The organism is Pararhizobium antarcticum (assembly GCF_001885585.1).
Taxonomy (GTDB): Bacteria; Pseudomonadota; Alphaproteobacteria; order Rhizobiales; family Rhizobiaceae; genus Pararhizobium; species Pararhizobium antarcticum.
The window spans coordinates 1-15,525 of record NZ_LSRP01000068.1; the positions used below are offsets into that span (position 1 = coordinate 1).

Below are 15,525 nucleotides of genomic sequence, written 5' to 3' on the forward strand. Positions count from 1 at the left end.
CTCCCCAACCCTCCCCACAAGGGGGAGGGTGTTTTCCGAACCAGCCGCCACCGACTTTATGCTCTTCATCTTTGATGAGGAAAGATCGCGTTTACCTTCCGGAGCCCCCATGACCGCCGCCATCCTCTTTCAAAACGTATCCCGCCATTTCGGCGCGGTGAAAGCCGTCGATGCGGTCGATCTTGAGATCGTCGAAGGCGAGTTCTTCGCGATGCTGGGTCCCTCCGGCTCGGGCAAGACCACCTGCCTGCGGCTGATGGCGGGCTTCGAGCAGCCGACCGGCGGTCACATCGAGATCTTTGGCGAAACCGCCGAGGGGGTGCCGCCCTATCGCCGCAACGTCAACACCGTGTTCCAGGACTACGCGCTCTTTCCGCATCTCTCGATCCTCGACAACGTCGCCTATGGCCTGATGGTCAAGGGTGTGGCCAAGGAAGAGCGCCGCAGGGCGGCAGAGGATGCGCTGTCGATGGTCAAGCTTCCCGGCTACGGCCAGCGGCGGCCGGGCCAGCTCTCCGGCGGCCAGCGCCAGCGCGTGGCCCTTGCCCGCGCGCTCGTCAACAAGCCCAAGGTGCTTCTGCTCGACGAGCCGCTCGGCGCTCTTGACCTCAAGCTGCGCGAGCAGATGCAGGAAGAATTGAAAAGCCTGCAGAAATCGCTCGGCATCACCTTCGTCTTCGTCACCCACGATCAGGGCGAAGCCCTGTCCATGGCCGACCGCATCGCCGTGTTCAACGACGGCAGGATCCAGCAGCTCGGCACGCCTGAGGATGTCTACAAGCGACCGCAGACCCGTTTTGTCGCCGATTTCGTCGGCTCGTCCAATGTCCTGTCGAGCGCCACCTGCGCGCGTCTCGGCATTCCCGCAAAGGCGGCCAGCCTGCGGCCGGAGGCGATTGCCATCGGCACGTCCTGGGCCGAACAGCTGACCCTGTCTGGAACCGTCACGGCCCGCAACTTCCTCGGCGCGGTCAACCGCATCAGCGTCGATTGCAGCGGTGAACGCATCGTCGTCGCCAGCCCCGCCGCCCTGCCGGTGCCTGATGTCGGCGCTGCCGTCGAACTCGCCTTCCAGCGCAGCGACGTGCACGCGATGGAGGACGCATGACCGCCGCCGTGACGCAACCCATTGCCGCCCAGTCGATCCTGCCCAGCCGCCCGGGCCTTGGCGGTCGGCTGTCCGATTTCCTCTGGAAAAACCCGCATGTTCTGCTGCTGGTCCTGCTGGGTCCGCCGGTGCTCTGGCTCGGCATCATCTATGTCGGCTCGCTGCTCGCCCTTCTGGTGCAGAGCTTCTTTTCGATCGATGATTTTTCCGGTCTGATCAATTACGAGTTCACCTTCGCCACCTATCGCCAGCTTCTGGCCGACGCCAATCTCGACATCATCGTGCGCACCGTGACGATGGCCGCGGTGGTGACCGTGTTCTCGGCCGTCATCGCCTTCCCGATCGCCTATTATGCGGCGCGTTATGCCAAGGGAAAATGGAAGGCGATCTTCTATCTCGGCATCATGCTGCCGCTCTGGTCGAGCTATCTCGTCAAGATCTATGCCTGGAAGCTGATCCTTGCCAAGGAGGGCATCATCACCTGGGCTTTCGCAAAGCTGCATCTGCTCTGGCTGCTCGATGCCTGGCTGGCGCTGCCGGTCATCGGCGGCAATTCGCTCTCGGTCAGCTACACCGGCACCTTCATCGTCTTCGTCTATGTCTGGATGCCGTTCATGATCCTGCCGATCCAGGCAGCGCTCGAACGCGTCCACGGCAACCTGATCGAGGCCTCGTCCGATCTTGGGGGAACACCGGCCCAGACCTTCCGCCATGTGCTGTTTCCGCTGGCCCTGCCCGGCATCGTCGCCGGCTCGATCTTCACCTTCTCGCTGACTTTGGGCGACTACATCATCCCGCAGATCATCGGCTCGTCGCGCCTGTTCATCGGCCAGGCCGTCTACGCGCAGCAGGGCACCGCCGGCAACATCCCGCTGGCCGCCGCCTTCACCGTCGTGCCGATCGTCATCATGGGGCTCTATCTCTGGGCCGCCAAACGCATGGGAGCCTTCGATGCGCTCTGAGAGACGAAATGCTTTGGTAGCTGAATTTCCAGAATTGGAAGGGGACGAGCTTACGCTGCAAAAAGAAGTCTATGCACACTTTGGACTAGCGTTTTTCAAGTTCGCGCTGATTGAACATTCGCTGATTAACATCATGGTGTTTTCGACCGTCGGGCAATTACTCAGAGAAAGAAAGATCCAAAGCAAAGCCCACTGGAAAAACGCTTTCGACGCAGCTGAAGCAAAGGCGGTCGCGAGTACCTTCGGCAATCTCGTTCGACACACCTCCGGAGTTCAGGAATTCACATCACTTCAAGATCAGCTCAAGCAGGCAAAAAATCTGAGAGATTATTTTGCTCACCATTTTATGCGGGAAGAAGCAGGTTTCTTCTCCAGCGACGACGGTTGCTGGCTACTTTTGGAGAAAATTAGAGATGTGAGAATTAAGGCACTCTCACTAGAGTCTGACCTAAAACTCAAATTCAACGAGATGTGTACTCGATTTAAAATTCCGCTCCCTACGGAAGAAGACACCTCAAAGATGCTTGAAGAATATCGCAAGGAGTACGACCAGACCCTTGCCGACAGTAATCCTAATGTGGGTTGGGAAAAAGATGCGCTCTGACCGTTCAACCTCCGCACCGCTCGGACTGAAGATCGCCGCTGCTGCCGGGCTCGCCTTCCTGCACATCCCGATCCTCTTGATCTTTCTCTACGCCTTCACGACAGAGGAAAAGAGCTACCAGTTTCCGCCGCCCGGCCTGACGCTGCACTGGTTTGCCGTCACCTGGAACCGCCCCGACGTCTGGGAGGCCTTGATGCTCTCGGTCAAGGTCGCAAGCGTCGCGACAGCGGTCGCGCTCGTGCTCGGTACACTTTGCGCTGCCGCCGTCAGCCAGACGCGGTTCTTTGGCCGCGAGACGATCTCGCTGCTGGTCATCCTGCCGATCGCCCTTCCCGGCATCATCACCGGCATTGCGCTGCGCTCCGCCTTCTCGCTAGCCGACATTCCATTTTCCTTCTGGACCATCGTGCTCGGCCACGCGACCTTCTGCATCGTCGTTGTCTACAACAATGCGGTCGCCCGCTTTCGCCGGGTCTCCGGATCGCTGATCGAGGCGTCGATGGACCTCGGTGCCGACGGTTTCCAGACCTTCCGCCACATCATCCTGCCGAACATCGGCACGGCACTTCTGGCCGGCGGCATGCTCGCCTTTGCCTTGTCCTTTGACGAAGTCATTGTCACGACCTTTACCGGCGGCCAGCAGGCGACGCTGCCGATCTGGATGCTGGAAGAACTGATCCGGCCCCGCCAGCGGCCGGTGACCAATGTCGTTGCCATGGTCGTCGTGCTCGTCACCTTCCTGCCGATCCTGGCGGCCTACTACCTCACGCGCGACGGCGACCAGATCGCCGGCGGCGGCAAATAATCCGAAGCAATAAGGGAGAACGCACATGGATACGCAACTTTTGATCGGATCGACATTCGAGGCCGGAACCGAGATCGAGGAACTGATCCTCAATCCGCGCACCGGCGCCAAGATCATCGACCTTGCGGAAGCCTCGCAGTCGCAGATCGAGCGTGCCGTCGATGCGGCCGAAAAGGCCTTTGACAGCTGGTCGATGACGACGCCGGCCGAGCGCTCCGGCTACCTCCTCAAAATCGCCGATGCGATCGAGAAGGACGCGGATGCCTTTGCAGCGCTTGAGGCGCTCAACTGCGGCAAGCCGATCAATGCCGTGCGCAATGACGAGCTGCCGGCGATCATAGATTGCTGGCGCTTCTTTGCCGGTGCGATCCGCTCCATGCATGCGCCCGTTGCCGGCGAATACCTGCCGGGCCATACCTCGATGATCCGCCGCGATCCGGTCGGCATTGTCGGCTCGATCGCGCCCTGGAACTATCCGTTGATGATGATGGCCTGGAAGCTGGCGCCAGCAATCGCCGGCGGCAACACCGTCGTCTTCAAGCCCTCCGAGCAGACGCCGCTGACCGCGCTGAAGATGGCCCGCCTGCTGTCGGGCATCCTGCCGGAAGGCGTCGTCAACGTCGTTCTCGGTCGCGGCGAGACCGTCGGCAACACACTGATCAATCATCCGAAGATCGGCATGGTCTCGATCACAGGCGATATCGCCACCGGCAAGAAAGTGCTCCAGGCCGCCGCCAAGACGGTGAAGCGCACCCATCTCGAACTCGGCGGCAAGGCGCCCGTCATCGTCTATGACGATGCCGATCTCGAGGCCGTCGTCTCGGGCATCCGCACCTTCGGCTTCTACAATGCCGGACAGGATTGCACAGCCGCCTGCCGCATCTACGCGCAGGACGGCATCTACGAAAAACTCGTCGCCGACCTCAGCGCCGCCGTCTCGACCATCAAATACAACCTTGAGGACGACACCGAAAACGAAATCGGCCCACTGATTTCAAGGCGCCAGCGCGACCGTGTCGCCAGTTTCGTCGAACGCGCCACGGAGCAGAAGCATATCGAGATCACCACCGGCGGCGCACTTGGCAGCAAGGACGGCTTCTTTTTCCAACCGACGGTGGTTGCCGGCGCAACCCAGGAAGACGAGATCGTTCGCCGGGAGGTGTTTGGCCCCGTGGTTTCCGTCACCCGCTTCACCGAAAACGACCAGGCCGTCAAATGGGCCAATGACAGCGACTACGGCCTCGCCTCTTCCGTCTGGACCAAGGACATCGGCAAGGCGATGAAAGCTGCGTCCCGCCTGCAATATGGCTGCACCTGGATCAACACGCATTTCATGCTGACCAACGAAATGCCCCATGGTGGCGTCAAGCAATCCGGATACGGCAAGGACATGTCCGTCTATGCGCTGGAAGACTATACCGCCGTGCGCCATGTCATGATCAATCACGGATAGGGAGACGTGCAGCCGCGCAATTCAGCAGCCCCGATGGAACAATAACCGTTCCAGGACGTTTAGGTACGCGATCATCTGCGAGGGTTTTTTATGCTGAAATGGGCCATCATCTTTTTTCTGATCTCACTGGTCACCGGTTTCCTGGGCTTTTCCGGCGTCTCCGCCGCAACCGCCAAGGTATCCAAGATCCTGTTTGCCATTGCGATCATCGTCTTCCTGATCTTCGTGGTCCTCACCTTCATGGCCGGAAGCCTGGTGCTTTAGGACTGCCGAATTCGCCAGACGACGCTGCAAACCCGCTCCCATCGGAGCGGGTTTCTTTCTGACCGAAAACACGACGTTCTCCCCGGGAACGGCAACCAAAGTCGCCCATATTGCGTAAACAGCAGTGACGCGCTTTGAACTTCCACCGGCGCCCGCTATAAGTGCGTCTGGAGGACTGAATGATCTGGATCATACCTGCGTTTGCCGGACTGCTTATCGTCTATCTCGCCGCGCGCTTTTCGCGCTTTCGCCGCTTCGCCGAACCGATCGTCACGCTCGCTGTGGCGGTCGGCCTCATCGCAGCCTTCATCGTCTGGTTGACGGATGATTCGGCAAAGTCCACGGCTGACCAACCTGAGATCGTCGCGACCGAGCCGGTCGTCGCCCCCGGCGCGATCGCGCTGACGGATCTGTCGATTGCCCAGGGCACGCCCGCGACAACCCACAACCTCACCGCGATGATCCGCAATGACAGCACGCTGGGGATCGACTATTTTACCCTTGTTGTCACCATGCAGGATTGCCCCAACGAGGTCTGCACGACGATCGGCGAGGACGAGGCGCTGATCCTTGCACGCCTTGGCCCGGGACAGTCGCAGCAAATCCGCACGACGCTGATCTTTCCCGTCTCGCCGCTGTCCCCGCCGACCGCCATTCGCTGGCAATACCGCTTCGAGAAGATCCGCACAGCACAGTAGGACGAACGCACCGAAAAAAATGGACGTGCGGTGTCGGTATCGGTTTTACTCGTTCGTCCTGTGTCGGATGAACCGGAGCGTCCCATGCTATATGCCATCCTTTGCTATAATGACGAGACAGTCACCACGGCCTGGTCTGACGAGAAAGACCGGGAAACCATGGCGCGGCTTGCTGCCGTCGAGGCCCGCCTTGCGCAGGTCGGACGACTTGGACCGGTCGCCCGCCTCCTGCCCACGACATCTGCGACGACGCTGCGCAAGGGCCGCGACGAACTTGTGATCACCGATGGGCCGTTTGCCGAAACCAAGGAGCAATTGCTCGGGTTTTTCATCATCGATTGCAACGACCTCGAGGAAGCTCTGTCCGCGGCACACGATCTTGCACGCGCCAACCCCGAAGGCGGGGCCTATGAAATCCGGCCGCTGGCCATCTATAAGCCTGGAGAAACGAGGGCATGAGCGACAATCTCGCCTGGATCGGCAGCGCGCTTGACGCCGCGCGTCCCCAGGCAATGGCCGCGTTGTTGCGCTATTTCCGCACTCTCGACACAGCCGAGGAAGCCTTCCAGGAGGCCTGCCTGCGGGCGCTCAAAAGGTGGCCCGAAAAGGGCCCACCGCGTGATCCGGCAGCCTGGCTGATCCTTGTCGGTCGAAACAGCGCCTTGGACACGATCCGCCGAACATCCAAACAGGTGCCGCTGCCGCCGGATGCAGTCCTGTCCAATATCGAGGATACCGAGGCGGACGTGGCCGAGCGGCTGGACGGCGAACATTACCGCGACGATATTCTACGACTGCTGTTCGTCTGCTGCCATCCGCAACTGCCGGCGACCCAGCAGATCGCGCTGGCACTGCGCATCGTCTCCGGCCTGTCCGTCTCACAGATCGCGCGCGCCTTCCTGGTGGGCGAAAGCGCCATGGAGCAGCGCATCACCCGCGCCAAGGCGCGCATCGCCGCAGCCGGCCTGCCCTTCGAAACGCCGGATGCAACGGAGCGGGCCGCGCGTCTTTCTGCCGTCTCCGCGATGATCTATCTCGTCTTTAACGAGGGTTATTCTGCAGACAGCGGCCGCAGCTTGAGCGCCCGCCCCCTCTGCGACGAAGCCATTCGGCTTGCCCGACTGCTTCTGCGCCTTTTTCCGTCGATTCCGGACATCATGGGCCTGGCCGCACTGATGCTGATCCAGCATGCCCGCACACCGGCAAGGTTCGATGTGGACGGCGGGGCCGTCCTGCTGGAGTATCAGGACCGCAGCCTCTGGAACCGACCGATGATTCATGAAGGCCTGTCATTGATCGACAAGGCCATGCGGCATCGCAGGCCCGGACCCTACCAAATCCAAGCGGCCATCGCCGCCCTCCACGCCCGAGCCGAGCGACCAGAGGACACCGACTGGCAGCAGATCGAACGGCTCTATGGCTCGCTCGAGCGGTTGCAGCCCTCCCCTGTGATCAGCCTCAATCGTTCCGTTGCTCTTTCAAAGACAAAGGGACCGGCAGCAGCTCTCGAACTGATCGAGCCGCTTTCCGATCGCTTGTCTGGCTATTTCCATTTTCACGGCGTCCGCGGCAGCTATCTGCTGGCGCTCGGACGATCAGACGAAGCGCGCATTGCCTTTAACCGCGCTATCGCACTTGCCAACACCGTTGCCGAAGCCACCCATATCCGCGCCCATCTTGACCGGATCGCTCACAATGATCCGGCGACGAAAAAAACTGAGGTTGCATTGTCGGGAAAGAGGACGGTCATCCGTCCTTGGGCAAGACAACAGAAGTAAAGGATCTTCACCATGACCGATTCCACAAAGAATGCCGGAAACCGCGAACTCGTTTTGACCCGCCTGCTCGACGCCCCGCGTGAAGCCCTGTTCCGGTGCTGGACCGACGCCGCGCTTCTCAAGCAGTGGTTCGTTCCCGCCCCCTGGACCATCGCCCATGCGGACGTGGATGCGCGCGTGGGTGGCTCGAACTACATCGTCATGGCCGATCCCAACGGCAACGAATTTCCCAATCGCGGCGTCTATCTGGAGATTGTCAAAAACGAGAAGATCGTCTTCACCGACGCCTACACCCACGACTGGCAGCCTTCGGAAAATCCGTTTTTCACCGGCATCATCACCTTTGCCGATGAGGACGGCAAAACCCGCTACACGGCGGTCGCTCGCCACTGGACGGTTGAAAACTGCGAAAACCACGAGAAAATGGGTTTCCACGAGGGCTGGGGCCAATGCGCGACTCAGCTCGAAGCGCTTGCGAAATCGCTCTGAGCCGAACCAACGCCGGATGGACCCTGCCCGCCCGCGCGGTCAGGCCCGGCTGATCTCGTCGAGATACCAGTTGATGTAGCGCAACTCGTTCTGCTCCATCGGGGCGATCGGGCCGGGCACGAAGTAATGGGAACGCACGCCGCGCGACGTGTGCTCGATGATCGACTTGTCCTCGTCCGTTGTCACCGTCCAGAGCCATTTCAGCTTTTCGAGATCATAGTCGACACCCTCCTGCGCTTCGCCGTTGACGAGCCAGATCAGTTCCATCTCGCACGCTTCCGGCCCCTTGGGAACGAAGCGGTAGATCATGCCATGGTCCGGATAGCAGACGAGGAAAGACGTGCCGCCAAGATGGACCGAGGTTACGCCACCGTCGAATTCGGTAAACCTGCCCATCAGGGGGGCCAGAGGCGAACCGTCCTGGCTGCCGGTCTTGACGCCGTCATAGAGCGCATAGCGGAAGGCATGGATGGTTTCCTTGCCCTCGCGCGATGTCTGCCAGTGATCGCCGGCCCCAACCTGAATACCGAGCGCGCAGGTGCGCGCCTCCATCGCCGCATTCAGCGCCTCGATCATGTGCAGCGGCTGTTCCAGCGCATGGGTCTGCGAATATTCCGGATGCGCCGGGCCGCAATGGTAACACTCGACATAGTTTTCCACCGCCAGCTTCCAGTTGGCATCGACCGGATAGCTCTGGCGATAGGCAACCTTGGCCTGCCCCCAGCCATATTGGCCGCAGGTCGCATGCAGGAGGTTCTCGACTTCGGTGAAATCGAGCGGGGTCTCTGCAAAGGAAATGAACACCAGCCCCTCGACGACGCGCACATGCAGTTTTTTCAGCCCATGGTCCTCCCGCTTGAATTCCTTCGGCATCAGCCGGGCGGCCTTCAGCGCCCCGTCATTGCCATAGGTCCAGGCGTGATAGGGACAGACGAAGACGCGGGCATTGCCCTTGTCCTTCGTGCAGACTTCCGCGCCGCGATGGCGGCAGACGTTGAGGATCGCATGAACAGTGCCATCCGCATGCCGCGTCAGGATCACCTGCTCGGATGCCATGCGGAACACCTCGAAATCATTCGGATTGGGGATCACGCTCTCATGCGCGACGCAATGCCAGTGGCGGCGGAAGACACGCTCCAGATCACGCTCGTAAATGTCCGCATCCCGGTAAAAGGGACGCGACAGACCATGGCCCGGTCTATGGGCGGCAACGAGCTGGTCGATGCGGTCGGCGGCAGGCTTGGCAGCAATGTCAGGTGCGAGCATGGTGCCCATCTCCAAAAAGACTAACCGGAAAACCGCGTCCCGGCGCGCGTATTTCAACGCTTGAGAGCAGGCTCCGCTCCCTCTTCTCCCCGGCGGGGAGAAGGTGACCCGAAGGGCCGGATGAGGGGGAGCGGCACAGTTGCCAACAGCCCCCTCATCGCCTCGCTTTGCTCGGCACTTCTCCCCGTTGGGGAGAACAGAGTGACTGGAGCGACCTACCCCCGCACCCGCTCTGCCTTCGGATCATACATTGGCGCCAGCGAGGCTTCCGCCGGCACCCGTATCCCGGCAATCTCGATTTCGTAGGCCGAGCCCAGCACATCCTGAGCACTCTCGCCCTTGCACGGCACATAACCAAGACCGATGGCGCCGCCGAGATGGTGGCCGTAATTGCCCGAGGTGATCGTGCCGACGATCTTGCCGTCGCGCACCACGGCCTCGTTGTGAAACAGGAGCGGCTCGGGGTCGGTCAGCCGGAACTGCACCAGCCGGCGTTCCAGACCCGCATCCTGCTTCTTCAAAACCGCATCCCGGCCGATGAAATCGCCCTTGCCCGGCTTCACCGCGAAACCGAGGCCGGCTTCAAGCACATGATCCTCGTCGGTAATGTCATGGCCGAAATGGCGAAAGGCCTTTTCGATGCGGCAGCTGTCCAGCGTGTGCAATCCGCAGAGCTTCAGGCCGACATCAGAGCCTGCCGCCTCCAGCGCCTCGAACACATGCGCCGTCTGGTCGGTCGAGACGTAAAGCTCCCAGCCGAGTTCGCCGACATAGGTCACACGATGCGCGCGGGCGAGCCCCATGCCGATCTCGATCTCGCGGGCCGTACCGAACGGGTGCGCCACATTGGAAAAATCGTTCGGGCTGACCTTTTGCATCAAGTCACGCGCCTTGGGTCCCATCACGCACAGCACCGATTCCGACGCGGTCACATCGGTGATGACGACGAATTCATCCGTGAGGTGCTTGCGAAGCCAGGCCAGATCGCGCTGCAGCGTGGCGCCGGGCACGACCGCCAGAAAGGCCGTCTCGGACAGCCGCGTCACCGTCAGGTCGCTCTCGATGCCGCCCCGACCATTCAGCATCTGCGTGTAGACGATGCGGCCAGTTTCGACATCCATCTGGTTGGCACAGAGTTTTTGCAGGAAGGCAAGCGCATCGCGACCCTCGATGCGGATCTTGCCGAACGAGGTCATGTCGAACAGGCCGACGCCACCCCGCACCGCCAGATGTTCGTCGCGCTGGTTGTCGAACCAGTTCTGCCGTTTCCAGCTGTAACGGTATTCGCGCGCCTGCCCGTCTCTGGCAAACCAGTTGGCCCGCTCCCAGCCGGCGACTTCGCCGAACACGGCACCCCGCGCCTTCAGATGCTCATGCAGCGGCGAGCGGCGAACACCGCGGGCCGTTGCCATCTGGCGATAGGGAAAATGATCGGCATAGAGCAGCCCGAGCGTCTCGCTGACCCTCTCTTTCAGATAGGTGCGGTTCTTCTGGAACGGCTGCGCCCGGCGGATATCGACTTCCCAGAGATCGAAGGGCGGCTCGCCATCATTCATCCATTGCGCCAGCGCCATGCCGGCACCGCCGGACGAAACGATACCGATCGAGTTGTAGCCGGCAGCCACCCAGTAGCCCTTGAGTTCCGGGGCTTCGCCGAGATAGTAGCGGTCGTCAGGCGTAAAACTTTCCGGGCCGTTGAAGAAGGTATGGATGCCCGCCGTCTCCAGGATCGGCATGCGGCCCACCGCTTTTTCCAGGATCGGCGAGAAATGGTCGAAATCCTCCGGCAGCTGGTCAAAGCAGAAGTCTTCGCGGATACCCTCCATGCCCCAGGGCTTGGCCTTCAACTCGAAGGCCCCGACCAGCATCTTGCCGGCATCCTCCTTGTAATAGGTGCATTCGTCCGGCACGCGCAGCACCGGCAGACGCGGCAGACCGGCGATCGGCTCGGTGACGATGTAGAAATGCTCGCAGGCATGCAGCGGCACGGTGACGCCAGACATGTTGCCGAGTTCGCGGCCCCACATGCCCGCTGCATTGACGACATGCTCGGTCTCGATCGTGAACGTCTCGCCGTTCTGGACGCAGGTCACGCCGGACACCCGGCCATCCTTGCTGGAAACACCGGTAACTTTGACATTCTCCAGAATGGTGGCGCCGTTCTGCCGCGCGCCCTTGGCCAGTGCCATGGCGATGTTGGCAGGATCACACTGGCCATCGAGCGGCAGATGCACGGCGGCGACCACATCCGACACGTTCAGGTGCGGATACATCGCCTTGACTTCATCAGGCGAAATCTCGCGGACATCGACATTGAAGGCGCGCGCCAGCGAGGCCTGCCGGTAGATTTCTTCCTTGCGCTCTTCGGTCAGCGCAACGGTGATCGACCCGCATTGCCGCATGCCGGTGCCGATGCCGGTTTCGGCCTCGAGCTTGGTGTAGAGATCGGCGGAATATTTGGCGAGCCGCGTCATGTTTTGGCTGGCGCGCAGCTGGCCGATCAGGCCCGCCGCATGCCAGGTCGTACCTGACGTCAGTTGCTTGCGCTCAAGCAGCACAACATCCTTCCAGCCGAGCTTGGCCAGATGATAGGCAACCGAACACCCGGAGACCCCGCCGCCGATAATGACGGCGCGTGCTTTGGTGGGAACAGCCTTGCTCATGCGCGCAGTCTTTCATTCTTGGGATCAAACAGCGGCTGGTCTGCCTGGACCACGGCCTTGAAGCGCTCGCCGTAAATCTCGACCTCGATTTCCGTGCCGGGATCGCTGAGGTCGACGCGCAGCATGCCGAGCGCCACAGACTTGCCGATCCGGTAGCCCCAATTGCCCGACGTCGTTTCGCCGACGACGCTGCCCTTGTGCCAGAGCGTCGACATGTACGGCGCATCGCAGTCGCCGGCGTCGACAACCAGCGTCACGAAGCGCTTGGCGACGCCCTGCTGCTTCTCGCGCTCCAGTGCCGCCCTGCCCTTGAAGTCAGGTTTTGTCCAATCGACGAAACGCTCAAGCCCGCCCTGCAAAATCGTGTAGTCGGTTGAAAGATCGCCCTTCCAGGCGCGATAGCCCTTTTCGATGCGAAGACTGTCCAGCGCCTCCATGCCGAAGGGTTTTAGCCCGTGGCTCTGACCGGCCGCCCAGACGGCATCGAAAATGACGGCCGTATCCTCGATCTTGCTATGAATTTCCCAGCCGAGTTCCCCGGCAAAGGACACCCGCACCAGCTGGCACCAGCGCCCGGCGATCTGGCAGCTCTGATGCGTCAGCCAGCCCCTGGACCGATCGGCATCGGAGACTGCGGCCAGAATGTCGCGCGATTTGGGGCCAGACAGGATCTGGCAAGAAAAACCGTCGGTCACGTCATCGACGGTGATCGCGCTGCCCTTCGGCAGATGCTGGGTCAGCCATTCGAAATCGTGCCATTGCGCCGTTGCTGCGGTGATCAGCACGAAGGAATCCTCGTCCAGCGCCATGACAGACATCTCCGTGACGATCCGGCCCTTGTCGTCGGAGAAATAGGCAAGACCGATGCGGCCCGGCTTCGGCACCTTGCCGGTCGTCAGCCCCAGCAGCCAGTCGCGCGCGCCAGCCCCTTGAACCCGGAACCGCGAAAAGCCCGGCAGGTCGAGAACACCGGCCGCCTCGGTGACCGAACGGCATTCTTCCTCGATCCGCTTCTGCCATGGCCCGGCCCGGTTCCAGGTCTGTGTCGAGGCCTCGGACAGGTCGTCGCCCGGCTTTGCATACCAGCTGGCGCGCTCCCAGCCATTGTAGGGCTTGAACTGCGCGCCCAACGCAGCAATCCGGTCATGGATCGGCGAAAGCTTCTTGTCGCGGCCGGCCGGCCAGGCATGTTTCGGAAAGTGCATCGCATATTCATGGCCATAGATTTCCATGCCCTTGGCAATGCAGTAATCCTGATCGGTAAAGCTCGTAAACCGGCGCGGATCGCAGGACCACATGTCCCACTCGGTATGGCCCTCCGTCACCCATTCGGCCAGCACCTTGCCCGCCCCGCCCGCCTGGCAGATGCCGAAGGTGAAGACGCACGCCTCGAAGGCATTCGGCACGCCCGGCATCGGCCCGATCAGCGGGTTACCATCCGGCGCATAGGGGATCGGACCGTTGATCATGCGCGACAGGCCGGCCGTGCCGAGGATCGGCACGCGCTCGACGGCGTCGTTCAGATACCATTCGAGCCGATCGAGATCATCCGGGAACAGCTGGAACGAAAAATCCTCGGGCATCGGATCGTCAGGCGTGATCCAGTGCGCCTTGCAATTCTTCTCGTAGGGACCGAGGTTCATGCCGGTCTTTTCCTGCCGCAGGTAATAGGAGCTGTCCACATCGCGTAAAAGCGGCAGCTTGTGACCGGCCTCCTTCGACCAGGCCGCCAGTTCCGGTATTTCCTCGAACAGAATGTACTGATGGCTCATCACCATCATCGGCACGTCGCGGCCGAACCATTTTCCCACCTCACGAGCATAATAGCCGGCGGCGTTGACGACCTTTTCGCAGCGGATCTCGCCCTGCGGGGTCGAAATCACCCACTCGTCGTTTTCCCGGCGCGCGCCGGTCGCCGGACAGAAGCGGAAGATTTTGGCACCCAGATCGCGCGCGCCCTTGGCCAGCGCCTGGGTCAGCTGCGCCGGATCGATGTCGCCGTCATAGGGATCGTAGAGCGCGCCGGTCAGGTCATGGGTTTCCAGAAACGGATATTTCGACTTGATCTGGTCGGGCGACAGGATGTCGAGATCCATGCCCTGATAGCGCCCCATGCCGACGACGCGCTTGAACTCCTGTAGCCGCTCCTTTGAATGGCCGAGCCGCACCGAGCCGGTGACATGGTAGTTCATGGGGTAATCGACGAGATCGCCGAGTTCGCGGTAGAGCGACGCCGAATAGCGCTGCATGTTCATGATCGACCAGGACGACGAGAATGTCGGCACATTGCCGGCCGCATGCCATGTCGAACCGGCCGTCAGCTCGTTCTTTTCCAGCAGCACGCAATCGCTCCATCCGGCCTTGGCCAGGTGGTAGAGACAGGACGCCCCGATGACACCTCCCCCGATGATCACGACGCGCGCATGAGACGGCAAATTCGACATGTCTGTTCCCTTGTTTGCAACGAGTTTTGGCAATGATGCGGGTCTTCATCAAGCGGTCAGAATTCGCTTTATTGATCGAAGAATTCGATTAGTTTCGAGAAACAACTGCCTCCCCGATCCAGACCGGATACACCCATGCAGATCGACCTCATCGAAACCTTCCTTGACCTCATGGAATCGCGCAGCTTCAACCGCACGGCCGACCGGTTGAACATCACGCAATCCACCGTCTCCCACCGCATCAAGGCGCTGGAAGCACAGTTCAACCGCAAGCTCTTCACCCGCAACAAGGGCGGAACCTCGCCGACGGCGTCGGGTCTACGTTTCCTTGATCATGCCAGGGCACTGCGGCACCAGTGGCACGAGGCGACGCGGGCCGTGGAGAATGCCGGAGCCTATGAGCGTTCGATGCGTCTTGGCATCCAGCATGATCTGGCCGAAGTCTTTGCCGGCCGCTGGCTGTCGGCCGTGCGGGCTGATCTGCCGAAGACCTCGATCTACATGGAGGCCGATTATTCCAGCCAGATGAACCGCGATCTGGCAGCCGGCGATCTCGATCTCGCCATCCTCTACACGCCGCATTATCTCCCGGATCTGCACTATGAGCGGATCGGCGAGATGACCTACAGGCTGGTCAGCACCCGGGTGGCGACGGTCGCCGAACTGCGGCCGGAAACCTATATCCAGGCGGTCTATTCGCCCGCCTTCGATCGGGCGCATCGCCTCGCCTTGCCGCACCTGTCGGCAGCACCGCTCGCCTCCGGCCAGAACATCGCCATAACAGACCTTCTGAAAACGCTGGGCGGGGCCGCCTATGTGACGGCCGCCAGCGCTGAACGGCTCGCCACCGATGGCCTTGCGTTTCCGGTCGCGGATGCCGTGGCGATCCCGCAGGCGGTCTATGCCGTCACCAGCATCCGCACACGCCACGCGCATCAACACCAGCGCATTGTCGGCGCCATGCAGGCCTTGCTGGCCGACTGATCCGTCC

At 61.3% G+C, this 15,525-nt stretch carries 14 protein-coding genes; 11 read left to right on the forward strand and 3 right to left on the reverse strand.

What is annotated here, in order from left to right:
* Positions 1-109 precede the first annotated feature (109 nt).
* The 10 genes from AX760_RS05540 (at position 110) to AX760_RS05585 (ending at position 8,161) form a co-directional block, all read left to right on the forward strand.
* The gene (locus tag AX760_RS05540) at positions 110-1,108 is read left to right on the forward strand and encodes an ABC transporter ATP-binding protein (protein WP_071831990.1); all 999 of its coding nucleotides are present in this window, start codon (positions 110-112) and stop codon (positions 1,106-1,108) included.
* Entirely contained in the window at positions 1,105-2,070 is a 966-nt protein-coding gene (locus AX760_RS05545; protein WP_071831991.1) for an ABC transporter permease, read from the forward strand. The genes AX760_RS05540 and AX760_RS05545 overlap by 4 nt, the downstream gene beginning before the upstream one ends.
* Entirely contained in the window at positions 2,060-2,674 is a 615-nt protein-coding gene (locus AX760_RS05550) for a hypothetical protein (RefSeq protein ID WP_139276135.1), read from the forward strand. The genes AX760_RS05545 and AX760_RS05550 overlap by 11 nt, the downstream gene beginning before the upstream one ends.
* Positions 2,664-3,479 carry an ABC transporter permease gene (locus tag AX760_RS05555; RefSeq protein WP_071831993.1) on the forward strand — a complete coding sequence of 272 codons (816 nt, stop codon included), beginning with the start codon at positions 2,664-2,666 and terminating at the stop codon, positions 3,477-3,479. Before AX760_RS05550 ends, AX760_RS05555 begins: the two co-directional genes overlap by 11 nt.
* 25 nt (positions 3,480-3,504) lie before the next feature.
* Entirely contained in the window at positions 3,505-4,932 is a 1,428-nt protein-coding gene (locus tag AX760_RS05560) for a gamma-aminobutyraldehyde dehydrogenase (RefSeq protein WP_071831994.1), read from the forward strand.
* Positions 4,933-5,022: 90 nt separating this feature from the next.
* Positions 5,023-5,196, forward strand: a complete 174-nt coding sequence (locus AX760_RS05565) for a DUF1328 domain-containing protein (protein ID WP_071831995.1) — start codon at positions 5,023-5,025, stop codon at positions 5,194-5,196.
* A gap of 179 nt (positions 5,197-5,375) precedes the next feature.
* Entirely contained in the window at positions 5,376-5,894 is a 519-nt protein-coding gene (locus tag AX760_RS05570; protein WP_071831996.1) for a hypothetical protein, read from the forward strand.
* Positions 5,895-5,978: 84 nt separating this feature from the next.
* The gene (locus tag AX760_RS05575) at positions 5,979-6,353 is read left to right on the forward strand and encodes a YciI family protein (RefSeq protein WP_071831997.1); all 375 of its coding nucleotides are present in this window, start codon (positions 5,979-5,981) and stop codon (positions 6,351-6,353) included.
* Positions 6,350-7,672 carry an RNA polymerase sigma factor gene (locus AX760_RS05580; RefSeq protein ID WP_071831998.1) on the forward strand — a complete coding sequence of 441 codons (1,323 nt, stop codon included), beginning with the start codon at positions 6,350-6,352 and terminating at the stop codon, positions 7,670-7,672. The genes AX760_RS05575 and AX760_RS05580 overlap by 4 nt, the downstream gene beginning before the upstream one ends.
* A gap of 12 nt (positions 7,673-7,684) precedes the next feature.
* The gene (locus AX760_RS05585) at positions 7,685-8,161 is read left to right on the forward strand and encodes an SRPBCC family protein (RefSeq protein ID WP_071831999.1); all 477 of its coding nucleotides are present in this window, start codon (positions 7,685-7,687) and stop codon (positions 8,159-8,161) included.
* Positions 8,162-8,200: 39 nt separating this feature from the next.
* Here AX760_RS05585 and AX760_RS05590 read toward each other — a convergent pair whose 3' ends face one another.
* The 3 genes from AX760_RS05590 to AX760_RS05600 all read right to left on the reverse strand — a co-directional run bounded on the left by AX760_RS05590 (position 8,201) and on the right by AX760_RS05600 (position 14,534).
* Positions 8,201-9,427: an aromatic ring-hydroxylating oxygenase subunit alpha gene (locus tag AX760_RS05590; RefSeq protein ID WP_071832000.1), complete on the reverse strand. Its 1,227-nt coding sequence runs from the start codon at positions 9,425-9,427 to the stop codon at positions 8,201-8,203.
* A gap of 215 nt (positions 9,428-9,642) precedes the next feature.
* Complete coding sequence (locus AX760_RS05595) at positions 9,643-12,090, reverse strand: GcvT family protein (protein WP_071832001.1); 2,448 nt, start codon at positions 12,088-12,090, stop codon at positions 9,643-9,645.
* A complete protein-coding gene (locus tag AX760_RS05600; RefSeq protein ID WP_071832002.1) occupies positions 12,087-14,534 on the reverse strand; it encodes a GcvT family protein in 2,448 nt (815 codons plus the stop codon). The genes AX760_RS05595 and AX760_RS05600 overlap by 4 nt, the downstream gene beginning before the upstream one ends.
* Before the next feature lie 135 nt (positions 14,535-14,669).
* Between AX760_RS05600 and AX760_RS05605 the strand changes: the two genes are divergently transcribed.
* Positions 14,670-15,518 (forward strand): LysR family transcriptional regulator, encoded by an 849-nt coding sequence (locus AX760_RS05605; RefSeq protein WP_071832003.1) that lies wholly within the window; start codon positions 14,670-14,672, stop codon positions 15,516-15,518.
* The last annotated feature ends 7 nt before the right edge of the window (positions 15,519-15,525 follow it).